The organism is Trichormus variabilis 0441 (assembly GCF_009856605.1).
In the GTDB taxonomy this organism is placed as follows: Bacteria; Cyanobacteriota; Cyanobacteriia; order Cyanobacteriales; family Nostocaceae; genus Trichormus; species Trichormus variabilis.
In genome coordinates this window covers 4,139,307-4,159,027 of sequence record NZ_CP047242.1, presented here as the reverse complement: position 1 = coordinate 4,159,027, position 19,721 = coordinate 4,139,307, and the positions used below count along the sequence as shown (strand labels likewise).

Annotated in this window: 18 protein-coding genes; 9 read left to right on the top strand and 9 right to left on the bottom strand. The window is 42.4% G+C overall.

All coding sequences use genetic code 11. The annotated features are described in order from the left end of the window. Positions 1-34: 34 nt before the first annotated feature. Positions 35-1,519, bottom strand: a complete 1,485-nt coding sequence (gene murC / locus GSQ19_RS16925) for a UDP-N-acetylmuramate--L-alanine ligase (protein ID WP_011319104.1) — start codon at positions 1,517-1,519, stop codon at positions 35-37. Between the two features lie 242 nt (positions 1,520-1,761). On the opposite strand from murC, the gene GSQ19_RS16920 reads away from it, so the two are divergent. From GSQ19_RS16920 to GSQ19_RS16910, 3 genes are all read left to right on the top strand, one after another. After that, positions 1,762-1,923, top strand: coding sequence for a hypothetical protein (locus GSQ19_RS16920; protein ID WP_153228461.1), 162 nt, complete (start codon positions 1,762-1,764; stop codon positions 1,921-1,923). Positions 1,924-1,925: 2 nt separating this feature from the next. Then, complete coding sequence (nadD, locus tag GSQ19_RS16915; RefSeq protein WP_011319103.1) at positions 1,926-2,552, top strand: nicotinate (nicotinamide) nucleotide adenylyltransferase; 627 nt, start codon at positions 1,926-1,928, stop codon at positions 2,550-2,552. Between the two features lie 116 nt (positions 2,553-2,668). Then, on the top strand, positions 2,669-3,682 hold the full coding sequence (locus GSQ19_RS16910) for a type I glyceraldehyde-3-phosphate dehydrogenase (RefSeq protein WP_011319102.1): 1,014 nt from the start codon (positions 2,669-2,671) through the stop codon (positions 3,680-3,682). Between the two features lie 70 nt (positions 3,683-3,752). Here the strand turns inward: GSQ19_RS16910 and thiL are convergent, their stop codons facing one another. Together thiL and GSQ19_RS16900 are read right to left on the bottom strand one after the other, a co-directional pair. Continuing rightward, positions 3,753-4,751, bottom strand: coding sequence for a thiamine-phosphate kinase (thiL, locus tag GSQ19_RS16905; RefSeq protein WP_011319101.1), 999 nt, complete (start codon positions 4,749-4,751; stop codon positions 3,753-3,755). A 291-nt stretch (positions 4,752-5,042) separates the two neighbouring features. Continuing rightward, positions 5,043-6,149 carry a peptidylprolyl isomerase gene (locus tag GSQ19_RS16900; RefSeq protein ID WP_011319100.1) on the bottom strand — a complete coding sequence of 369 codons (1,107 nt, stop codon included), beginning with the start codon at positions 6,147-6,149 and terminating at the stop codon, positions 5,043-5,045. Between the two features lie 192 nt (positions 6,150-6,341). Between GSQ19_RS16900 and efp the strand changes: the two genes are divergently transcribed. The 3 genes from efp to GSQ19_RS16885 all read left to right on the top strand — a co-directional run bounded on the left by efp (position 6,342) and on the right by GSQ19_RS16885 (position 8,203). After that, positions 6,342-6,899: an elongation factor P gene (gene efp / locus GSQ19_RS16895; RefSeq protein WP_011319099.1), complete on the top strand. Its 558-nt coding sequence runs from the start codon at positions 6,342-6,344 to the stop codon at positions 6,897-6,899. Between the two features lie 206 nt (positions 6,900-7,105). After that, the gene (gene accB, locus GSQ19_RS16890; RefSeq protein ID WP_011319098.1) at positions 7,106-7,654 is read left to right on the top strand and encodes an acetyl-CoA carboxylase biotin carboxyl carrier protein; all 549 of its coding nucleotides are present in this window, start codon (positions 7,106-7,108) and stop codon (positions 7,652-7,654) included. 204 nt (positions 7,655-7,858) lie between these two features. Then, the gene (locus GSQ19_RS16885) at positions 7,859-8,203 is read left to right on the top strand and encodes an ArsR/SmtB family transcription factor (RefSeq protein WP_011319097.1); all 345 of its coding nucleotides are present in this window, start codon (positions 7,859-7,861) and stop codon (positions 8,201-8,203) included. 49 nt (positions 8,204-8,252) lie between these two features. On the opposite strand, the gene GSQ19_RS16880 is transcribed toward GSQ19_RS16885, so the two are convergent. Continuing rightward, the gene (locus tag GSQ19_RS16880) at positions 8,253-8,867 is read right to left on the bottom strand and encodes a GerMN domain-containing protein (RefSeq protein ID WP_011319096.1); all 615 of its coding nucleotides are present in this window, start codon (positions 8,865-8,867) and stop codon (positions 8,253-8,255) included. Positions 8,868-9,461: 594 nt separating this feature from the next. Then, the gene (locus GSQ19_RS16875) at positions 9,462-11,276 is read right to left on the bottom strand and encodes a proline--tRNA ligase (RefSeq protein WP_011319095.1); all 1,815 of its coding nucleotides are present in this window, start codon (positions 11,274-11,276) and stop codon (positions 9,462-9,464) included. A gap of 226 nt (positions 11,277-11,502) precedes the next feature. Here GSQ19_RS16875 and GSQ19_RS16870 point away from each other — a divergent pair, with 226 nt between their 5' ends. After that, positions 11,503-12,879, top strand: coding sequence for a lysophospholipid acyltransferase family protein (locus GSQ19_RS16870; protein WP_011319094.1), 1,377 nt, complete (start codon positions 11,503-11,505; stop codon positions 12,877-12,879). A gap of 31 nt (positions 12,880-12,910) precedes the next feature. Here the strand turns inward: GSQ19_RS16870 and GSQ19_RS16865 are convergent, their stop codons facing one another. The 3 genes from GSQ19_RS16865 to GSQ19_RS16855 form a co-directional block, all read right to left on the bottom strand. Beyond that, positions 12,911-13,486: a Uma2 family endonuclease gene (locus GSQ19_RS16865; RefSeq protein ID WP_011319093.1), complete on the bottom strand. Its 576-nt coding sequence runs from the start codon at positions 13,484-13,486 to the stop codon at positions 12,911-12,913. Between the two features lie 119 nt (positions 13,487-13,605). Further along, positions 13,606-15,291: an NAD(P)H-quinone oxidoreductase subunit 4 gene (locus GSQ19_RS16860; protein WP_011319092.1), complete on the bottom strand. Its 1,686-nt coding sequence runs from the start codon at positions 15,289-15,291 to the stop codon at positions 13,606-13,608. Between the two features lie 299 nt (positions 15,292-15,590). After that, complete coding sequence (locus GSQ19_RS16855; RefSeq protein WP_011319091.1) at positions 15,591-16,085, bottom strand: hypothetical protein; 495 nt, start codon at positions 16,083-16,085, stop codon at positions 15,591-15,593. A 665-nt stretch (positions 16,086-16,750) separates the two neighbouring features. Between GSQ19_RS16855 and GSQ19_RS16850 the strand changes: the two genes are divergently transcribed. Beyond that, positions 16,751-17,404: a MotA/TolQ/ExbB proton channel family protein gene (locus GSQ19_RS16850; RefSeq protein ID WP_011319090.1), complete on the top strand. Its 654-nt coding sequence runs from the start codon at positions 16,751-16,753 to the stop codon at positions 17,402-17,404. Continuing rightward, positions 17,388-17,792 carry an ExbD/TolR family protein gene (locus tag GSQ19_RS16845; protein WP_011319089.1) on the top strand — a complete coding sequence of 135 codons (405 nt, stop codon included), beginning with the start codon at positions 17,388-17,390 and terminating at the stop codon, positions 17,790-17,792. The genes GSQ19_RS16850 and GSQ19_RS16845 overlap by 17 nt, the downstream gene beginning before the upstream one ends. 92 nt (positions 17,793-17,884) lie before the next feature. On the opposite strand, the gene mrdA is transcribed toward GSQ19_RS16845, so the two are convergent. After that, on the bottom strand, positions 17,885-19,717 hold the full coding sequence (gene mrdA / locus GSQ19_RS16840; protein ID WP_011319088.1) for a penicillin-binding protein 2: 1,833 nt from the start codon (positions 19,715-19,717) through the stop codon (positions 17,885-17,887). Positions 19,718-19,721 lie beyond the last annotated feature (4 nt).

Sequence of the window (19,721 nt, the reverse complement as noted above, 5' to 3'; positions counted from 1 at the left end):
TGGCTTAGATAAAAGCCTTCATTGGTGAGTGTCCTCACAATGTGGCTGTCGCAGGTTCGCACAGTGTGGTAATGATTTCGGGAATTGCCTGATTTAAATTTCCTGCACCCAGGAATAAAGCCAAGTCACCAGGGCGGAGATTTTTTAATAAATACTCACACACTGTAGATAAAGTTGGTTGATAAACTACCTGTGGGTGTTCTTGAGCAATTTTTTCTGCCAACTGTTCACCACTAATTAGTCCTAAATTGGGCTCCCCTGCACTGTAAATATCAGTCAGTACTACCAAATCGGCATGACTGAAAGACTCAGAGAATTCTTCTAAAAAGGTCAAGGTGCGACTATAACGGTGGGGTTGAAAGATAGCTACTACTCTTTGTCCTGGTCTAGCTTGAAGCCTCGCAGCAGCCAATGTAGCCCGGATTTCGCTGGGGTGATGGGCGTAATCATCTATGAAGGTAATACCATCGACTTCGCCACGGAATTCAAAGCGTCGTCTTGCGCCTTCAAAACCAGCGATACCTTTGGCGATTTCCCCAAATTCTAGACCCACTAGACGACCAACAGCTACTGCGGCTAGAGCATTACTTAGATTATGACGACTGAGTAATTTTAGTTTCAGTACACCTAATGCTTTGCCTTTTTCCCAGACTAAAGCAGTGGTACCGTCAGCACGGCAGTCAATATTAGTAACGGTGTAATCAGCTTCTGTATCTTGATGAAGACTATAAGTGATAGTTGGTTGTTGGCGATCGCTGGCGGCGGTGCGAAGCAACTCGCGCACTGTTGCACAATCAACACTACCAATTAAGGTTTTACAACCCTTGGCAAATGTTTGAAAGATATCAACGACTTCTTCTAAGGTGTCGTAATGGTCAGGATGATCTAATTCAATATTAGTGATAATACCAATTTCTGGAGCGTGTTTGACCAGGGAGCCATCTGATTCGTCTGCCTCAGCTACTAAATAAGGACTTTGTCCTAATCTGGCATTGCCTTCCCAAGCATTTACTTCTCCACCAACAATGATTGTTGGATCTAAACCCGCTTCTAGTAACATATAACCAATCATGCTACTAGTTGTCGTTTTGCCATGAGTTCCTGCTACGGCAACACTATGATAATCGTTAATTAAAGCCGCTAGTACATCTGAACGATGTAAAATTGGGCATCCTAATTCTATTGCTGCTTGGTATTCTAAATTATTCGAGTTAATTGCTGTTGAACAAACCACTTGAGGCAATGTTGACTTGCCAAGCGGAAACATTTCTTGTGTATTTAATTCTATTTCAGTAGAGCTAACTTTAGAGCCAAAGAATTCAAGATTACTCGCTTCTTGTCTACTAAAAATATGCGCGCCGATAGATTCCAACTTGCGCGTAATATGATTAGGACGAAGGTCAGAACCTGACACTGGCAACTGGCGTTTTGCAAGAACGTATGCCAGGGCAGACATCCCTATACCGCCGATTCCGATAAAATGAAATGGTCTACCGCCGAAATCTACACTATTATTCATTGATTACTCCTCTTATCACCACACCACACCATCAATCACAAATAACACGCGTATCATAACAGGATTTGGATTTTTACTGTAACTACTCCTATATCTTTTTCAGGAATGAATTTCTAAGGAATTTCTACTGAGATTTAGATTATTGAGAATGATTTTACCTTGGTTAGAGGTTTTTGCTATTTCTATACTGTTTCTATGATTATTCTGTAAATTTTCGTCATATCGGGAAAGAAATTCTTGTAATGTCAAATACATATTTTCCGATTCCTTACTGGTGTTGGCTACATGATGACTACATTCGTAGCGAAACCTGTTCTAATATTTCATCAAGCCAAGGCATGAATTTATTAAAATCTCATATTGGCGATGAAAATCATTTTCAATTGCAGATAGCCAAGGTATAACCATGCAGCACCTGGCAATTTTTGGTGGCACATTTGATCCGATTCATTGGGGACACTTGCTCATAGCTGAGGCAGCTTTGCAGCAGATATCAATAGAAAAAGTAATTTGGGTGCCATCACTAAATCCTCCTCATAAAAAAGCATCTGCTTTTAGACATCGCCTAGCAATGCTGCAATTAGCTACACAAGATAACCCAGCGTTTACTGTTTCCTCTGTGGAAAAAAATCGCTCAGGAGTTTCTTACGCGATTAACACCTTGACCGACTTATCTGTTTGTTTCCCAAATACTCACTGGTACTGGATAGTAGGCTTGGATACTTTCCAAACTTTACCTCGTTGGTACCGTGGGCAGGAATTAGCACCAATGTGTGATTGGTTAATCGCACCCCGATTGGTAGGTGGTGAGAATATAGCTCAAAGTGAGTTAATCTGCAAGCAAGTGAAGCAGCAATTGAGAAAACAGTCAAATACTATTCACTGGCACTTACTGCATATACCCTTAGTGGGAGTTTCGTCAAGTTTAATTCGTAAACTTTATCGAGTAGGGAAGTCAATTCGTTATTTAGTTCCCGAAGATGTGAGATCCTACATCGCTGATCACAAGCTTTACTCAGAAGATTCTGAATAAAATATGTGTTTTTTTTTGGATCTAACACTTTATGGTTATAAATACCCTCCCCCTTTGCGATATGATTGGGGTCAAAGATATCAACTTATAGGCATATATACAGAGGGCAAGACACTGTGATTAGAGTCGCAATCAACGGTTTTGGTCGTATTGGGCGTAACTTTGCACGCTGCTGGCTGGGACGAGAAAATAGTAATATCGAGCTTGTAGCTGTTAACGACACATCAGATCCGAGAACTAATGCTCACCTCCTAAAGTATGACTCGATGCTTGGGAAGTTAAAGAATGTTGACATTACGGCTGATGATAACTCTATCACCGTTAACGGTAAGACCATTAAATGCGTATCTGATCGCAATCCAGAAAACTTGCCCTGGAAGGAATGGGAAATTGATTTAATTATCGAATCAACTGGGGTATTTACTAGCAAAGAAGGTGCGTTAAAGCACGTTAATGCTGGAGCTAAGAAAGTTTTGATCACAGCCCCCGGTAAAAACGAGGACGGCACTTTTGTGATTGGTGTAAATCATCACGACTATGATCACAACGTACATCACATTATCAGTAATGCTAGTTGTACAACCAACTGTCTAGCTCCCATCGCTAAGGTTCTGAACGACAAATTCGGGATCATCAAAGGCAGCATGACAACGACCCATAGCTACACAGGTGATCAGCGCTTATTAGATGCTTCTCACCGTGATTTACGCCGGGCAAGGGCAGCAGCCATCAACATCGTCCCTACCTCCACCGGTGCGGCGAAAGCAGTCGCATTAGTTATCCCAGAACTCAAAGGCAAGCTGAATGGCGTTGCCTTGCGCGTACCTACCCCGAACGTCTCAATGGTAGATTTCGTAGTTCAGGTTGAGAAGCGTACTATTACTGAAGAAGTCAACCAAGCCCTCAAAGACGCGTCTGAAGGCCCACTGAAAGGCATTCTGGACTACAGCGAACTGCAATTGGTATCGTCTGATTATCAAGGAACTGACGCTTCCTCTATCGTTGATGCTAGCTTGACCCTAGTTATGGGTAATGATCTCGTGAAAGTTATGGCCTGGTATGACAACGAATGGGGTTACAGCCAACGCGTTCTTGACTTGGCAGAATTAGTGGCTGAAAAATGGGTTTAAGTTAATTTGGTCAATTGTTAGTTGTTAGTTGTGTTTAGTATTACTAAGCAGTGACAACTAGCAATTAATCCTAGTGACTAAAATGTTGAAATCCCTGACTGAGGGTGAGTACTTGGTCAGGGATTTTTGTGTTTCGATGGTGCAGTATCACGTCGGTATCTGATGTAATGGTGCCAATAATAGCTGCACTTTGACCCAAATTTTGTACTAGGGTTTTTGCTAGGTCTGGTGGTAAACACAACACTAATTCAAAATCTTCACCGCCGTATAAAGCATAATTTAAAGCTTGTTCTGGTGTTAGCCAGTGGTTGAAGGCTGTTGGTAGGGGTATTTGGTCGCTTTCTATAACAGCACCAACACCACTGGTTCGGCAGATTTGTAGTACAGCATCCGCTAAACCATCGCTGCTATCCATACCGGTGATAGGGAATGGAGATTGGGAGATTTGCCAGAGATAGGGAAGAACATCTAAACGTGGCTGGGGACGCTGGTGGGCTTTAATTAAAGCCGCCTTTTCTTCGGGGGTAAGGTCTTTTCCTGTTTTGGGGTCTAGAAGCAACTTTAAACCCGCATGGGAGGCTCCGTGAATACCTGTAACTGCGATCGCATCCCCAACTTGAGCAGTAGAACGGCGGATAATCCTATTGGGGTGGACTTGACCAAAAGCGGTAATGGATAGAGTAGTGATAGGCGATCGCACCACATCTCCACCAACAATGGGAGTATTGTATTTTTGTAGGCATTCTGTAATTCCTTGGTATAAGCGTTCTACCCAACTCACGCTCAAATCCCCAGGAAGCGCCAACGCAATAGTAATACCCAAAGGAGTAGCACCCATCGCCGCTAAATCTGACAAATTCGCAGCCGCAGCACGCCATCCCGCATCTTCTGGGGAAGTTGTGACATCGCTAAAATGCACCCCATCAACCAGCATATCTGTAGTGACAACTAAAGACTGCTCTGGTTCTGTCACCAACACCGCCGCATCATCACCAATAATTTCTGGTGGACAAAAGCGCTGCAATATTTTCAATAGTCCTTGTTCGCCAATATCTTTAACTGTGGTCATTGGAAGGAATGAGGGATGAGAGAGAAAGACAAGTAACAACTGAGTATTGTTTATTGCCTTCTCACTCTGAACTAGGACTTACGCAAACAGGTTATCTGTTAAGACTTATACCCTTACATCCTTATTCAAAACCCTGATATTTCGTTTTCATGCGTAAGTCCTAATAACTTAGAACTCAGAAATATACTTATACCGTTTCTTGATGAAGATGAACCTTATTCTGTACTGTAGAGACGTTGTAGGCAACGTCTCTACATCATTTATTTGGCGCAACTTCATAGAGAACTGGTATTAGGCTGATTGGGGTTGTACTAAATTGTCTAGTCCCTGAACAACGGTTGCTGATTCGATTTTGTCACCGGCTTTTAGTGTATCTAAAATGTCTCTGCCTTCTATGAGATAGCCAAAAACTGAGTAACGACCATCTAAGAGGTTACGTCCGGCTGGGGTGAGTTCTGGTTCAAATAAGAAGAAGAAGACTTGGGAAGACGCACCATCGGCTTCGGTTTCAGGACGAGCCATTGCTAATGCACCAAAGGAAGAAAAGGGTAATACTGGCATATCTAGATAGCGTCCAGCGTCTTCTAAGGTGATCCCGTAAGTTGGTTTTTTATCACCTTCTACCAGAATTTCTAGAGGGATAGCCCGATATTTGCCTGTTTTGGGATCAATAAAACCCTGTTCTTTGCCTGGGGGATCTCCGGTTTGTAGAACGTAAGATTCTTCAGAACGGGTAAATTCTAACCCATTATAGAAACCCCGTTGCACTAAATCTACAAAGTTTCCCGCCGTTACAGGGGCGCTGTAACCATCAACCACAACAGTTAAATCACCTTTGTTGGTTTTAATCGCTATGGTGGCGCGTCCTTTAAGTTGAGGGAGGTTAATATACTCTTCTGGAACTTCAAAAGGAAATTCCTTCACCATTGATTCTTCTATAAGAGAGACTAAATTAAGTAATTTAGCTCTCTCTAGTAGAACTTGTTCTTTATCTTTGGATTGTGCAATTTCTTGAACTTTTGCTACACCAGTTTTTAATTCATTAATCCAAGTTTCAGCTTGAGTTTGGCGTTCTTCCGGAACGCTTGTTAGGATTTGTGAAGGTTTATCAAGAATGCGGGATGCTTTACTCAGGTCTTTGGAGACAGCACCCCATCGGCGATTTGCACGCAGTTGGGCAGAAATATCTTCTAAACTGGCTTGCAGTTCGCGTACCGGCTTATTATTTATTGGGAGTGCATACCGCAATAAAGCTCTACCGTCAGTAATCGCATTTCCAGATGGCAAGGCGGCGTTACTGGAAGGAGTCCAGCCAGCTGTATTTATGCCTAAAAATATTGTTACTAACAGTATTGCCATGAGGCTGTTCTTCAGCCAGGATTTAAATAAATTCAACATGGAATAGCTCAATGCAGCATCAAATTGTTGACTAGGCGTAACCCATCAATCATCTTCCCACAGTACGAGTCATGAGTAGTATTTGGGGATTGGGGACTAATGACAACTAACACCGACTACTGACTAATTACCTAATTAAGACCCTTGAAGGGTACAATAAATGCCGATTGTCTTCCAACACTTGAAAGCTTCATGATTTCTAGTAACGATTTTCGACCTGGTGTATCCATTGTCTTAGATGGGTCTGTATGGCGAGTGATAGATTTCCTTCACGTTAAGCCAGGTAAGGGTTCTGCCTTTGTCCGGACAACTTTGAAGAACGTCCAAAGCGGCAAGGTTTTAGAAAAAACCTTCCGGGCTGGGGAAACTGTTCCACAAGCTACTTTAGAAAAAATTACAATGCAGCATACCTATAAAGAGGGCGATGAGTTCGTCTTTATGGATATGGAAAGCTATGAAGAAGGACGACTCAGCGCATCACAAATTGGCGATCGCGTCAAATACCTTAAAGAAGGTATGGAAGTGAACGTTATTCGTTGGGGTGAGCAAGTGCTAGAGGTGGAACTGGCTAACTCTGTAGTCTTGGAAGTTATACAAACTGATCCAGGTGTTAAGGGTGACACGGCTACAGGTGGCACGAAACCAGCAATTGTCGAAACTGGTGCAACTGTAATGGTTCCTTTGTTTATCTCTCAAGGAGAACGTATCAAAATTGATACCCGTGACGATAAATATTTAGGCAGGGAATAGGTTTCGTCTCATCCGAGAACAAATCCCGATTTCAATCCCTATTTCAGGGATTAAATCCCTGCCACACTTGGGCCAATTCAAAATTCAAAATTCAAAATTCAAAAAACTAGATTCCCTTAAGGTTTCTGAGTCTTAATAGTATATGGATTTTGGAGAGTTGGTATGAAAAATTCTTTATTTACGGACTGGTCGAGGTAATAAAAACTGTGCCATTGGACTTTAATGAAATCCGTCAACTGCTGACAACTATTGCACAAACAGATATTGCGGAAGTAACGCTCAAAAGCGACGACTTTGAACTAACAGTACGTAAAGCTGTTGGTGTTAATAACAGTGTTGTGCCGGTTGTGACAGCACCTTTGAGTGGTGTGGTAGGTTCGGGATTGCCATCGGCTGTACCGATTGTTGCCCATCCTGCCCCAACTCCGGCTCCAGAGGTGGGAACAAGCCGTGTAGCCGATCATGCGGTCACGAGTTCCGGCTCACAGCCAGGAGCAAAAATCATTGACCAAAAATTAGCAGAAGTGCCTTCCCCAATGGTGGGAACATTTTACCGCGCTCCTGCACCAGGTGAAGCCGCATTTGTGGAAGTCGGCGATCGCATCCGTCAAGGTCAAACCGTCTGCATCATCGAAGCGATGAAGCTGATGAATGAAATTGAGGCTGATGTTTCTGGGCAAGTGATCGAAATTCTCGTCCAAAACGGCGAACCTGTAGAATATAATCAACCTTTGATGAGAATTAAACCAGATTAAGTATTAATGTATATAGGTGAGTCATTACTAACTCAAGTTGCTAGTTATGTTTGGTAATTGGTAACTGGTAATCGCTAATTGGTAATTGAGAAAGATTTTACTCATTACCCATTACCCATTACCAGCCATAAAATTGACCGCTAGCAACTTAAATTACTAGCAGTGAGTCATTGGTAAAGTTGTCAGTCCTGCGGATCAATCCTGATGAAACAAGCGTTGCCTGTATCTCAAGAAGTGGTGCAACAAGTAGCCGAATACTTCAGCCTTCTAAGTGAGCCGATGCGTCTGCGGCTGTTGCATTTACTACGGGATGAAGAAAAGTGTGTACAGGAATTGGTAGACGCAACCCAGACTTCCCAGGCCAATGTGTCTAAACACCTAAAAGTAATGTGGCAAGCTGGAATCCTCAGCCGTCGCAGTGAAGGAACTAGTGCTTACTACCGGGTGGAAGACGAGATGATTTTTGAGTTGTGTAATCGGGTTTGCGATCGCCTTGCTACAAGGTTAGAACAGCAAGCCCGTAATTTTAGGGTGCTAAATAAAAATTAGTCATTAGTCCATAGTCTGAATTTGTTGACTATTGACCATTGACCATTGACTAAAGTGGATAATCTTTCTTAAAGCTGTCACGGGTTAGGGGCTGATCTAAGACTACGCCTTCACCACCTAAAACTTCCAATGGTTTACTATTTACCTCAATGTACACTTTGGCATTGGGGTTTAAACTTGTGGCAGTATAGACTACTTGACCAACACGACCCATCATTGAGGTACTACCGCCGCCACTGGTGAAATCTTCAGATAAATTAACGTGTACCTCATCATTATTTTCTACTTTTAGTCCTAATAACTTAGTACCTTTGGGGATAGTAGTGGAGTCTGTTCCTTCTGTCGGCCCTGCTAATAAATTTTGGAAAGCTTTTTCTAAAACTTGATTCGGCTGTACAGCAGCTACTCTCACTCTTTGGGGAACTAAATCTATGCTATCGCCCTTTGGTTTGAGCCAATAAACACTAGCAGTTTGCTCGTTACCTGGCTGTTTGGTTGTTGGCTGTCCTGGTTCTTGGACACGTTGAGAGGGATTTGATGGTGTGGGATTATTATGAGAGTTGGCAGTTATCCAAGCCACGCCGCCAGCAACCGTTACAACTGCGGCTGAGACTGCTGCAATTACACCTGAAGATATACGGTTAGATCCTTGTTGGTTATTCATATTTAAAACCTTCCTGACTGGGGGCTGAAACAGGACTTACACAGAGATTATTTTTGGAGTCGAGGGTGTAAGGGTGTAAGGGTGTAAGGGTTTTGAAACCTATACCCCTGTACCCCTAAATTCCTATACCCTTTGCCCAAACCATAGGTTTTGCTTCTCATGGGTAATTCCTAAAGGTAGTCTTGTTGTGAAGAGCAGCCTGGTTAAGGACGATGCTGACAAATGGAGAGTTTCCAAAAACCTGAAAGATAACTCTGTAGATTCAAGTGCTGCACTTTCTCTGTTGAGAGTTCAAAGCTCAAAAGTCATTCTGAAACAAGACTTCTATGATGATTGATGGGTTAATATATCTGGTTTCACACCTTCACTAAATTATATATTTATTGTCTAGAATTAGCTGATAGGAATTAACCTGTCTTTCTGAATTCTGGATTATAAATTTTTATTTATTATTCATTTTAGAATTAGTGTTGGGAATTCGTCACCTATCAAATTATGTAAATCTGTAAATGTTATGATTTCTTCAAGTTTTCAACAGTTGAATGAGAGATACAGAGGAAATGAGAGTAATAAATAGTCTCATTTCCTCATAATTTAATTTTTCTGCTCTATTGCGGCTTTAATCCACTGCTGGAGTGTGGTAATAACTTCATCAATGGGGATTTCTTGAGATTGGCGAGTTGCCCTTTCTACAATTTCAACTTTACCGTTAGTAATTGCTCGTCCGGTAACAATTCTGTAAGGAATACCGATTAGATCAGCGTCTTTGAATTTGACTCCGGCTCTTTCATTACGGTCATCTAATAAAGTTTCTACCCCTGATTGATTCAGTTCAGTGTAAAGCCTTTCCGCAATTTCTACCTGTTGAGCATCGTTAATGTTAGGAATTGTCACAATTGCATGATAAGGAGCGATCGCCACGGGCCAGATAATGCCATCTTTGTCATAAGATTGTTCCACGGCTGATTGGGCTAACCGCGATACACCCACACCGTAGCAACCCATCACCAGGGGTTTTTCTTCACCTTGTTCATTGGTATAGGTTGCGCCTAAGGCTTGGGAATATTTAGTACCTAATTGGAAGATATGACCGACTTCAATTCCTCTGGCACTTTTTAAGATTTGGGTTGAGTCATGAATAGCGCGATCGCCTGGCCTGGCTTTACGCACATCTACAACAATTTCTGGTAGGGGAAATTGTTCGCCCCAATTCGCACCCACAACGTGATAACCAGCTTCATTTGCACCTGTAATGAAGTTTTTTAAATCAACGGCGGTTTTATCAACGAACCGGACAAATTTAGGATGAATTTGTTTATTTGCAGCAATATACTCATCAGCAATATCCGGTGCAATATAGCCCAAAGGTAAAGATTTTGCTGTCCATGTTTGTTGGTTTTCTGCACTGGGAACGGTGAGGTTAATAATTGCCTTTGCACCGTAATTAGGAGCTAATTTCGTCAATTCATTCTGTAACTTAACTTCGTTAACTTCTTGATCACCACGAATAATTACCAGTACCAAAACTGTTACACCATTGTCATAAACCGTTTGGTAGAGAACATTTTTCACTATCTGGGTAGGAGAAGCTTTGAGAAATTGAGTAACTTTTTCAATAGTTTCTGTTCCTGGTGTTTCTCGCTTTTCAAAAGCTGTAAACTGTGACGGTTCCGCATCCGCAGGTAAAGAAACCGCTTTTTCCACATTAGCGGCGTATTTCCCATCATCGGTGTAGAGAACTTCGTCTTCCCCAGCTTCCGCCAACACCATAAATTCTGTAGAACCAGAACCACCAATTGCACCAGAATCAGCTTCTACCGGACGAAACGCTAAACCCGCGCGCCGTAGCATATTGCTGTAGGCTTGGTACATATCTTGGTAGGTTTTTTTCAGGCTGTCTTCATCGACGTGGAAAGAATAGCCATCCTTCATAATAAATTCCCGTCCGCGCATCAAACCAAACCGGGGACGTATTTCATCGCGGAACTTGGTTTGCAATTGATATAGATGTAGGGGTAGCTGACGGTAAGAGCGAATCATATCACGAGCGATCGCTGTAATTACTTCTTCGTGCGTCGGCCCTAACCCTAATTGTTGTTCGCGGCGGTCAATTAGGGAAAACATAATTCCCTCGGCTTTAGTATAAGTATCCCAGCGTCCCGACTCCTTCCACAACTCCGACGGCTGTAACTGGGGTAACAGACATTCTTGTGCGCCTGCCGCGTTCATTTCTTCCCGCACAATTTGAGAAACCTTTTGCAGTACTCGCCACATCAGGGGGAGATACGCATAAATACCGCTACCGATGCGACGAATGTAGCCTGCACGTAGTAACAACTTATGGCTAGGAATCTCCGCATCAGCCGGATCATCCCGTAGTGTAACGAATAACATTTGTGACAGTCGCATCGTTTATTCCTTGACTCCTAATTGCAAAATCACTAACTTCTGTATCAACTCAATTACGAAATATCGAACATGAACTATGAATTACAAAATATAGGTTATTCCTAATAAGGGTGTAGGGGTATAGGGGTATAGGGGTGTAGGGGTAAGAATTTTAGATTCAATCCCAATCCCAATCCCAATCTCCAGTCCCCAGTCCCCAATCCCCAGTCCCCAATCCCCAGTCCCCATGATTTACCAAGCACAACCACCTCTAAAATTTATCCCCCCAGCCTTTAATCCCTTACTTCTGCGATTTGTTCACCTGTTTCTACCAACTTGGATTCGTTCTCAAACAGCCATTAACCAAATTGAAGCAGACAATGCTGAGGTTTTAGCAAATCTCTACCGCGAGTTTCAAGGGGGTAAAATTCGCTTTTTACTGGCGTTTCGCCATCCACAAACGGAAGATCCATTTTCTTTGGTTTATTTGCTTTCACAACTCGTGCCAAGGGTAGCACGACAGCAGGGTATAGCACTACAATCTCCCATTCATGCTCATTTTATCTACGATCGCGGCATTCCCCTCTGGGCTGGTGACTATGTTGGTTGGCTTGCATCTCAGTTGGGTGGGACTCCCATACAGAGGGGTAAGGCTGACTGGACAGGGTTACGTTCGGCGCGGGATTTGTTCGCCAATGGCAAATTTCCGATGGCGGCTGCCCCAGAAGGTGCTACTAATGGTTTATCGGAAATGATTAGCCCATTAGAACCAGGTATTGCCCAAATGGGTTTTTGGTGTGCTGAAGATTTGCACAAAGCCGGACGTACCGAGCAGGTTTTAATTGTACCAGTTGGGATTAAATATAGTTACGTTGATGCACCTTGGCAAGCGATCGCCCAACTTTTAGATGAGTTGGCTGTGGCTAGCGGTTTACCTGTAGATACAAGCACTAAAACCCAAGTTCCTGATTTGGAGTCACTTTACCCGCGTTTGTTGACTTTGGCAGAACATCTGCTGTCTTTGATGGAACAGTTTTACACGCGGTTTTATCATCTCAAGTTATCTCCAGTAACGGAAGGGGCGAGCGATAATCGTAATGAAGCCTTGAAATTACGCTTACAAGCCTTGTTAAATGCTGCATTAGAAATAGCAGAGCAGTATTTTAATTTACAACCAAAGGGACAATTAAGCGATCGCTGTCGCCGGGTAGAGCAAGCCGGGTGGAATTATATATTTAGGGAAGATTACAAAGATATTAAAGGATTATCTGCCGTTGAACGGGCATTAGGCGATAGAGTTGCAGAAGAAGCTAACGCCAGAATGTGGCATATGAGATTAGTTGAAAGTTTCGTGGCTGTTTCCGGTAATTATATCCGCGAAAAACCAACAGTAGAAAGGTTTGCGGAAACAGTGTTAATTGTTTGGCAGATGTTAGCAAAAATCCAAGGTACAAAATCTTTTAATCGCCCCAAGTTAGGCAAGCAAAAAGTCAAGATTACTATTGGTGAACCGCTATCTGTATCGGATTTGTATCCCAAGTATAAAGAGAGTCGTTTAGGTGCAAGACAAGCTGTTGCTGATTTAACAAATAATCTACAACAAGCGATGGAAGGATTGATTTAAATTTTACAGCAAGGGCTTTAGTCGAGATACCCTAACTAGGAAAAACCTTTGATAAATTCAGAACTAAATCAGAAAAAATTGGTAAATTAACCGACTCATTTGGTAGATAAACTAACTTACTTCGATATCCAAACCTACCTTGCAAATCCTGATAAGGTTCGCTATAACACTCAAGACATTTATCTACTAAATTAAATATCCAATAATCGACAATACCTGCTTCAGCATAAACAGGTAATTTAATTTCTTGGTCATATTTCAAAGATGAATCTGCAATTTCAATTAACAGTAATATATCAACAGCATTAGGGTGAGAAGTAAGATAATCATCATCTCGATTTTTAACAATTACTCTATCTGGTTCCGGCTCACTATAATTTGATAATGTAATTGGTTGTTGTCCTCGTAGAGTTGCCATATCTCCTACCAACTTGTATAGTTCCCTCTCTAAACGAGTTTCGCAAACTGCATGAGGTTTACCCTTATATGTCATCTGAACTATTTCTCCTGTAATTAGCTCAAATCGGTCATTTTCAGCAAAAAAGCCGAGTTCAATTAGACGGTGATATTCAGCTACGGTGAAACGTTTAGTAGTAGCGATACTCATAATACTTATGGAAAGGTAAGTTTATCTTTATTTTAAGAGCCGAATTATCAATAAAACCAAAGAAAAAACGATCGCCCCACAAAGAAGCGATCGCCTAACTTATTATCTAAATGATGGGATTATTTGATCATTCCCGAAACCGCCATGACTTCAGGCTCTACAATTTTGGGAGCAAAGAAACCTTTAGCATATATCTGAGGATTGCTTTGGGCAATTTGGGTATAGGATTGGCGTACCTGAGTATTAACTGCTACGGTTTTCACATCGTAAAGTTGCGTAGCGATTTTAGGATAGACACCTACACCAATAATCAACACCAAGAAGGACGCAGCAATAAATACTTCCCGGATACTGGCATCTCTGTATACAGCTTCCCCTGGTAAGAGACAGTCTGTACCAAAGCAAGCTGTTCCTTCATCTTCCTGGTTCTCGTAAGCACCATTGTTAATATTGCAACTGAGTTCTGCACCAGTGCCGTAAAATACTTGTCTCAACATAGACAGTAGATAAATCGGCGTTAAGATAACTCCTACTGCGGCGAGGAATACCATAACGGTGCAGAATGTCGGACTGTAAATGTCGCTAGTGGTAACACCAATAAACACCTTAAGTTCGCTGACAAAGCCACTCATTCCTGGAAGTGCCAAAGATGCCATTGTGCCGGCGGTAAACAAAGCGAACACTTTGGGCATAGCTTGACCGATACCACCCAAATTATCCATCGCCATTGTATGGGTGCGATCGTATGTTACACCAGCCAAGAAGAACAACACCGCCGCAATCAAACCGTGTGAAAGCATTTGCAGCATAGCACCACTCACACCCACATCGGTGAAAGAGGCAATACCCAGCAGCACAAACCCCATGTGGGAAACGGAAGAATAAGCAAGGCGGCGCTTCATATGAGTTTGAGCAAAGGAGTTCAAACCGCCATAGATAATATTGATTACACCCAAAGTTGCTAACACTGGAGCAAAGTAAATATGAGCGTCTGGCAGTAATTCCAAATTCAGGCGAATTAGTCCGTAACCACCCATTTTTAGAAGCACCCCTGCCAAAATCATCGATACAGGTGCTGAAGCTTCACCGTGGGCATCAGGCAACCAGGTGTGTAAGGGAAAAATTGCCAGCTTCACACCAAAGGCAATTAGTAATCCAGCATAAAGTAATAACTCTAAAGCCAGAGGATAGTTTTTCGCACCGAGTTCGACAATATCGAAAGTAGTATTATCGCCGTGGAGAGCCATTGCCAGCCCAGCGATTAAGATGAAAATTGAAGCTGCTGCTGTATAAAGCAAGAACTTTGTCGCAGCGTAGCGGCGTTTCTGTCCGCCCCAAATCGAGACAAGCAAGTAAACAGGAACCAATTCCAGTTCCCACATAATGAAGAATAACAGCAAATCTTGGGCGACAAATACCCCGATTTGGGCAGAATACAACACCAACATTAAGAAATAAAACAGGCGAGGCTTGAGATTAACTTGCCATGCAGCCAACATAGAAAGGGTCGTCACAAATCCTGCCAGCAACACTAGTGGCATGGATATTCCATCGACTGAGACCGCCCAGCTAAAACCTATCTGAGGTACCCAATCATATTTCTCCACTAGTTGAAAAGTCGCACTGCTTGCATCGTAATGGTGCCAAAAGGTATAGCACATCAAAACAAAATCCGCGATTCCTACACCCAAGGCATACCATCGCACGAGCTTACCTTCTTTATCAGGCAGCAGGGGAATAAATGCAGAAGCAACGAGTGGTAGTAATATAATCGCGGTCAGCCAAGGAAATCCATCCGCCATCATGTTATTAAGCAAAAATACTTATTGGTGAATGAATCTATTCTATTAAACTTTGTAAACTTTTTCTTATAAATATTTACCGCAGTTTTCTATTGATAGAAGTTATTCAATAGTAAAAAATTGATGTGTATCATAGACAGTAAGATTTTCCCTAGCAAAATCATTAGATATTGATGCTGCAAGGTCATGATAAGTGGACGCAAAGATATAAGAGTACCAGGTGTTTGAATGCTTATACTCTTATGCCTCTGCGTCCATAGCAAGACTCAGGTTTTTTGTTTTCATACTTTGTTGCTATGTATTTAAAACCTCAAACCTACACCACCTTGAACAGAGACAGCTGCGCCGCCACCGTTACGATAAGCATCAAAGGCGATGATGGCATTACCAAACAACACAGTATTACTGTTAGGAACGACATAATCAATACCGGGTTGTAGGGCAAAACTAATTTTGTCACCGACAGGAGAAGCACTATTACCGCCAGTTAAAACTAATCCCGCGCCTAAGTAAGCATCTGTTTGCCAATTTAAAGGGAGGTCATAGGATACTGTAGGTACGACTGCGGTATTTTGTCCAACTAAAGCTTGAGCGCGAAAAGAAATTGGTGATTCTAGCAGTTTGTAGCGGAAAGCTAGCACCCCACCAACTTGGATACTATCGGTCAAACCAACAGTTGGTCCAACACCGACATAGCTACCATATGCAACTTGCGCTTGTACTGGTTGAGTATTAATCACGAGACTCAAAGCAGAACTAGTTCCCACAATTGCCACTAAATAAGGTAAATACTTCATCACCCGACTCCTCACACCACATTGGATTTGCAAAGTTCCTTTAAATACCTATGTTATCGCTGATGTTGACCATAGGTCATGAGTAATATACCAGGGAGTAGGGAAAAGATGACATTTAGCAAGCATAGAAATTACGCAATTGATAACAAATAGGACTTACGCATGAAAACGAAATATCAAGACTTGGAAGAAGGGTGTAAGGGTATAGGGGTTTAGGGGTATAAATGTTTGAAACCTTTACACCCGGCCTCAACAGAAAATCTGGGTGCGTAAGTCCTAACAAACTCAAAAATTACCATCTGCGAATTTATCATTACTCACTGTTAAGTACATTTTTTGCTATTAATTATCAATAGTTAAGATATTAACATTGACAATAGAAAATCAAATTCTCAAGCGATGTGTGGAAGTTTGCACAAGTTTACGGCATATCCAATCTAAAAACCAGATTCTTAAGTATTCTGATTTAGCATAAAAAGCCTTGGGAGTAACTTTACAGATACTCTCCCCATGACTCTTGTCAATATTTATGATGCAATTGATGCTGAATACAACCTCAAGAATTTGAGAATAATTTGCATCATATTTGAGGTACTCTTGACAAAGAGTATCAATTTACCAGAGGATTCTGCTAATCTGGTTTTTGATTCATGATGAGGCAGTAAATGGGAATCCAAAATCTTTTTGCAGCAGGCGGCGTAGTCATGTGGCCTCTGTTAGGTTTTTCTGTGTTGGGAGTAGCATTGATTGTTGAGCGTGCCAGATTTTGGCTAAAAATCAACAATCGCCAACAGCGCGTAGTTAGAGATGTGTTGAACCTCTATCGGCTAGATAATGTAGTTGGCGCAATAGATAAACTCAGAAAAAATGTAGATTTACCACTGGCGCGTGTCTTTTTATCGGCTTTGGAATTAGAAGAACCAACACCGGAGGAATTTCGCCTGGCGCTAGAAAGCGAAGCTCAAGCCGAAATCCCCGTACTCAAGCGATTTCAAAATATTTTCGACACAATTATCGGTTTAGCACCGCTCTTAGGTTTGCTGGGTACAGTGTTAGGTTTGATTACTTCCTTCGCTTCTTTAGATATTGGTGATGTGGGAGGGACAAAAACCGCAGGTGTGACGGCGGGTATTAGTGAAGCTTTAGTATCTACAGCAGCAGGATTGGTAGTGGCAATATTCACACTGTTTTTTGCCAACTCCTTTCGGGGACTTTACACCAGACAGATGGCACTATTTCAGGAGTATGGCGGTCAATTAGAATTACTTTACCGCCGCCGCTACGAAAGAGGAGAGAGGACTTATGCGTCTACAAGATGAGCCAGATATTCCAGCACAGATCAACATTGTGCCGATGATCGATGTGATTTTTGCGATTTTGACATTTTTTATCATGTCTACGCTGTTTTTAACTCGTTCAGAAGGCTTGCCAGTTAATTTACCAAAAGCGGCAACGGCAAAACAACAGCAAGTACCTGCAAAGATTACGATCACGGTAGATGAACAAGGGGCGGTTAGCTTGAATCGTCAACCGATTCTAGTTGATGCTGTGGCGGGACAGTTACGTAACCTAGTTGGTGCTAACCAGGAAGCCCTAGTAGTTATTAATGCTGATGAAAGAGTAGGACATGGTAAGGTAGTGGCCATCATGGATCAAGTACGTCAGGTACAGGGAGCAAAATTAGCGATCGCCACTCAAAAACGTTAAGGCTAATTCATAATTTGTAATTTGTAATTAAAAGGAAGTTTAGGGGTAAGGTAAACGGTCTTACCCCTAAGCTTCTTTATTGGGAATTAGTATTATCTGGTTTTTGCTGCTTCTGTAGTGGCTGGCTTTTGATATTTGCCAGGATATTTGCGTTGAAAATAGTCTTCCATCACTTTAAGTATCATTGGTGCAGCAACGCTACCACCGCCGCCGCCAGAATGTTCGGCAAAGGCGACAATCAAAATTTCCGGCTTATCAGCAGGAGCGTAAGCCCCAAACCAAGCATGATTTTGTTTGACTCTTCCCTTCCAAGCTTCAGCAGTCCCACTTTTACCGGCGACTGGGGGAATTGTCGGCTGATGTAAAACTTTCCCGGTACCATCAGAAATTACCTTACGTAAACTCTCGCGCAAAAGTTTCAAAGTGGTCGGTTTCATCTGTACAAGCTCTCGCCAGCTTCTAGCTTCTTCATTATCTTTGAGCAAATGCGGTTGGACACGGTAGCCACCATTTGCTGGTACAGCAAACATAACCGCAACTTGTAAGGGAGTAGTTAATAACGCGCCTTGACCAATGGACATATTAATTGTGTCGCCAACAGTCCAAGGCATTTTCCAGACTTTTTGTTTCCATGTCTCATCTGGTACAGCACCTTTAGCTTCTTCGGAAACAAACTCAAAGCCTGTTCTCTGACCAAACCCATATTTACGCGTCCATTCAATCAAGGTGGGGCCGCCAATTCCTCTACCAATTTGATAGAAGAAAGTATCACTACTCCACTGCATAGCACCAACGAAACCTAAAGGCCCAAACCCGGCGTGATTCCATTCCCCAAATCGGGTTCCACCGATAGTTAGAGAACCGTATGTCTGTAATATTGTGCTGGGAGAAAATTTACCTGATTCTAAACCAGCCGTCATCGTGACAACTTTAAAAGTACTAGCAGGTGGAAAAGCACTCAAAGCACGATTGACCAGAGGATGGTCTTCACCTTGGACAGATTCCCAGTCTTTTTGAGTCAGCCTTTGCTTGGAGAAAATGTTGGGGTCAAAAGTGGGGTGAGATACCATTGCTAGGACAGCACCGTTTTTCGGGTCTAGGGCGATGATTGTCCCGTTGCGATCGCCTAATGCTTTCTCTGCTGCTTTCTGCATATCTAAATCTATGGTTAAACGTATATCATTACCAGCTTTAGCTTGTTTCTCGCCTAAAACCCGCAACGGTCTACCAGCCCCATCAACTTCTACTTGTTGACCACCCCATTCACCCCGCAGTGATTTCTCATAGGCTTTTTCCACGCCCATTTGACCAATCACATCACCAAGGCGATAGCCTTCTTGCTTCCTAGCTTTTAACTGTTCAGCTGTCAACTCTCGCGTATAACCTAAAACATGAGCCAATTCTCTTCCGTGGGGATAGTAGCGCACAGCTTCCGTGTGTATTTCTACATCTTTAAGTTCACTTTCATATTCCTTGATAGCGGTGATTTGGGCTTCATCCAAATTACGAGCAATGCGAATGAGTGAAGAAGAGTTAGCACCAGCCTCTTCTAATTTCTTTTCGATTTCCTCTTGGGGAATCTCCAAAATTTTTGCCAGACGTGGCCCCACCACCGACCAAGAGGCTTTAGTGTGAGCCATCGGCCACAGATAAATAGAACGAGGATAACGTGTACTGGCTAAAAGTTTGCCATTGCGGTCAAAAATATTACCCCTTTCTGGTTGTTTAGGGATGACCCGAACCCGGTTTGACTCGGCCTTGCGCTTAAATTGGGAGCCTTCAATAATTTGTAAGTATACTAACCGCGCACTAATTCCCGTCGTCATTAGCAGGGTAAATATAATCAAAAACGTAGACTGAAAACCCCTGCCAACAGTTCGTTTATCTTTTTTACCCAGTAGTGGAGATGGTTGCAATAAAGCCATAATA

Bases quoted from the DNA above. Each gene is read 5' to 3' on its own strand.
- GSQ19_RS16850 (WP_011319090.1), top strand. From the start codon at position 16,751: ATGGGAATCCAAAATCTTTTTGCAGCAGGCGGCGTAGTCATGTGGCCT.
- GSQ19_RS16870 (WP_011319094.1), top strand. From the start codon at position 11,503: ATGATTTACCAAGCACAACCACCTCTAAAATTTATCCCCCCAGCCTTT.
- efp (WP_011319099.1), top strand. From the start codon at position 6,342: ATGATTTCTAGTAACGATTTTCGACCTGGTGTATCCATTGTCTTAGAT.
- GSQ19_RS16885 (WP_011319097.1), top strand. From the start codon at position 7,859: ATGAAACAAGCGTTGCCTGTATCTCAAGAAGTGGTGCAACAAGTAGCC.
- GSQ19_RS16855 (WP_011319091.1), bottom strand. From the start codon at position 16,085: ATGAAGTATTTACCTTATTTAGTGGCAATTGTGGGAACTAGTTCTGCT.
- GSQ19_RS16860 (WP_011319092.1), bottom strand. From the start codon at position 15,291: ATGATGGCGGATGGATTTCCTTGGCTGACCGCGATTATATTACTACCA.
- GSQ19_RS16875 (WP_011319095.1), bottom strand. From the start codon at position 11,276: ATGCGACTGTCACAAATGTTATTCGTTACACTACGGGATGATCCGGCT.
- mrdA (WP_011319088.1), bottom strand. From the start codon at position 19,717: ATGGCTTTATTGCAACCATCTCCACTACTGGGTAAAAAAGATAAACGA.
- murC (WP_011319104.1), bottom strand. From the start codon at position 1,519: ATGAATAATAGTGTAGATTTCGGCGGTAGACCATTTCATTTTATCGGA.
- GSQ19_RS16900 (WP_011319100.1), bottom strand. From the start codon at position 6,149: ATGTTGAATTTATTTAAATCCTGGCTGAAGAACAGCCTCATGGCAATA.
- thiL (WP_011319101.1), bottom strand. From the start codon at position 4,751: ATGACCACAGTTAAAGATATTGGCGAACAAGGACTATTGAAAATATTG.
- GSQ19_RS16845 (WP_011319089.1), top strand. From the start codon at position 17,388: ATGCGTCTACAAGATGAGCCAGATATTCCAGCACAGATCAACATTGTG.
- GSQ19_RS16920 (WP_153228461.1), top strand. From the start codon at position 1,762: ATGTCAAATACATATTTTCCGATTCCTTACTGGTGTTGGCTACATGAT.
- nadD (WP_011319103.1), top strand. From the start codon at position 1,926: ATGCAGCACCTGGCAATTTTTGGTGGCACATTTGATCCGATTCATTGG.
- GSQ19_RS16865 (WP_011319093.1), bottom strand. From the start codon at position 13,486: ATGAGTATCGCTACTACTAAACGTTTCACCGTAGCTGAATATCACCGT.
- GSQ19_RS16880 (WP_011319096.1), bottom strand. From the start codon at position 8,867: ATGAATAACCAACAAGGATCTAACCGTATATCTTCAGGTGTAATTGCA.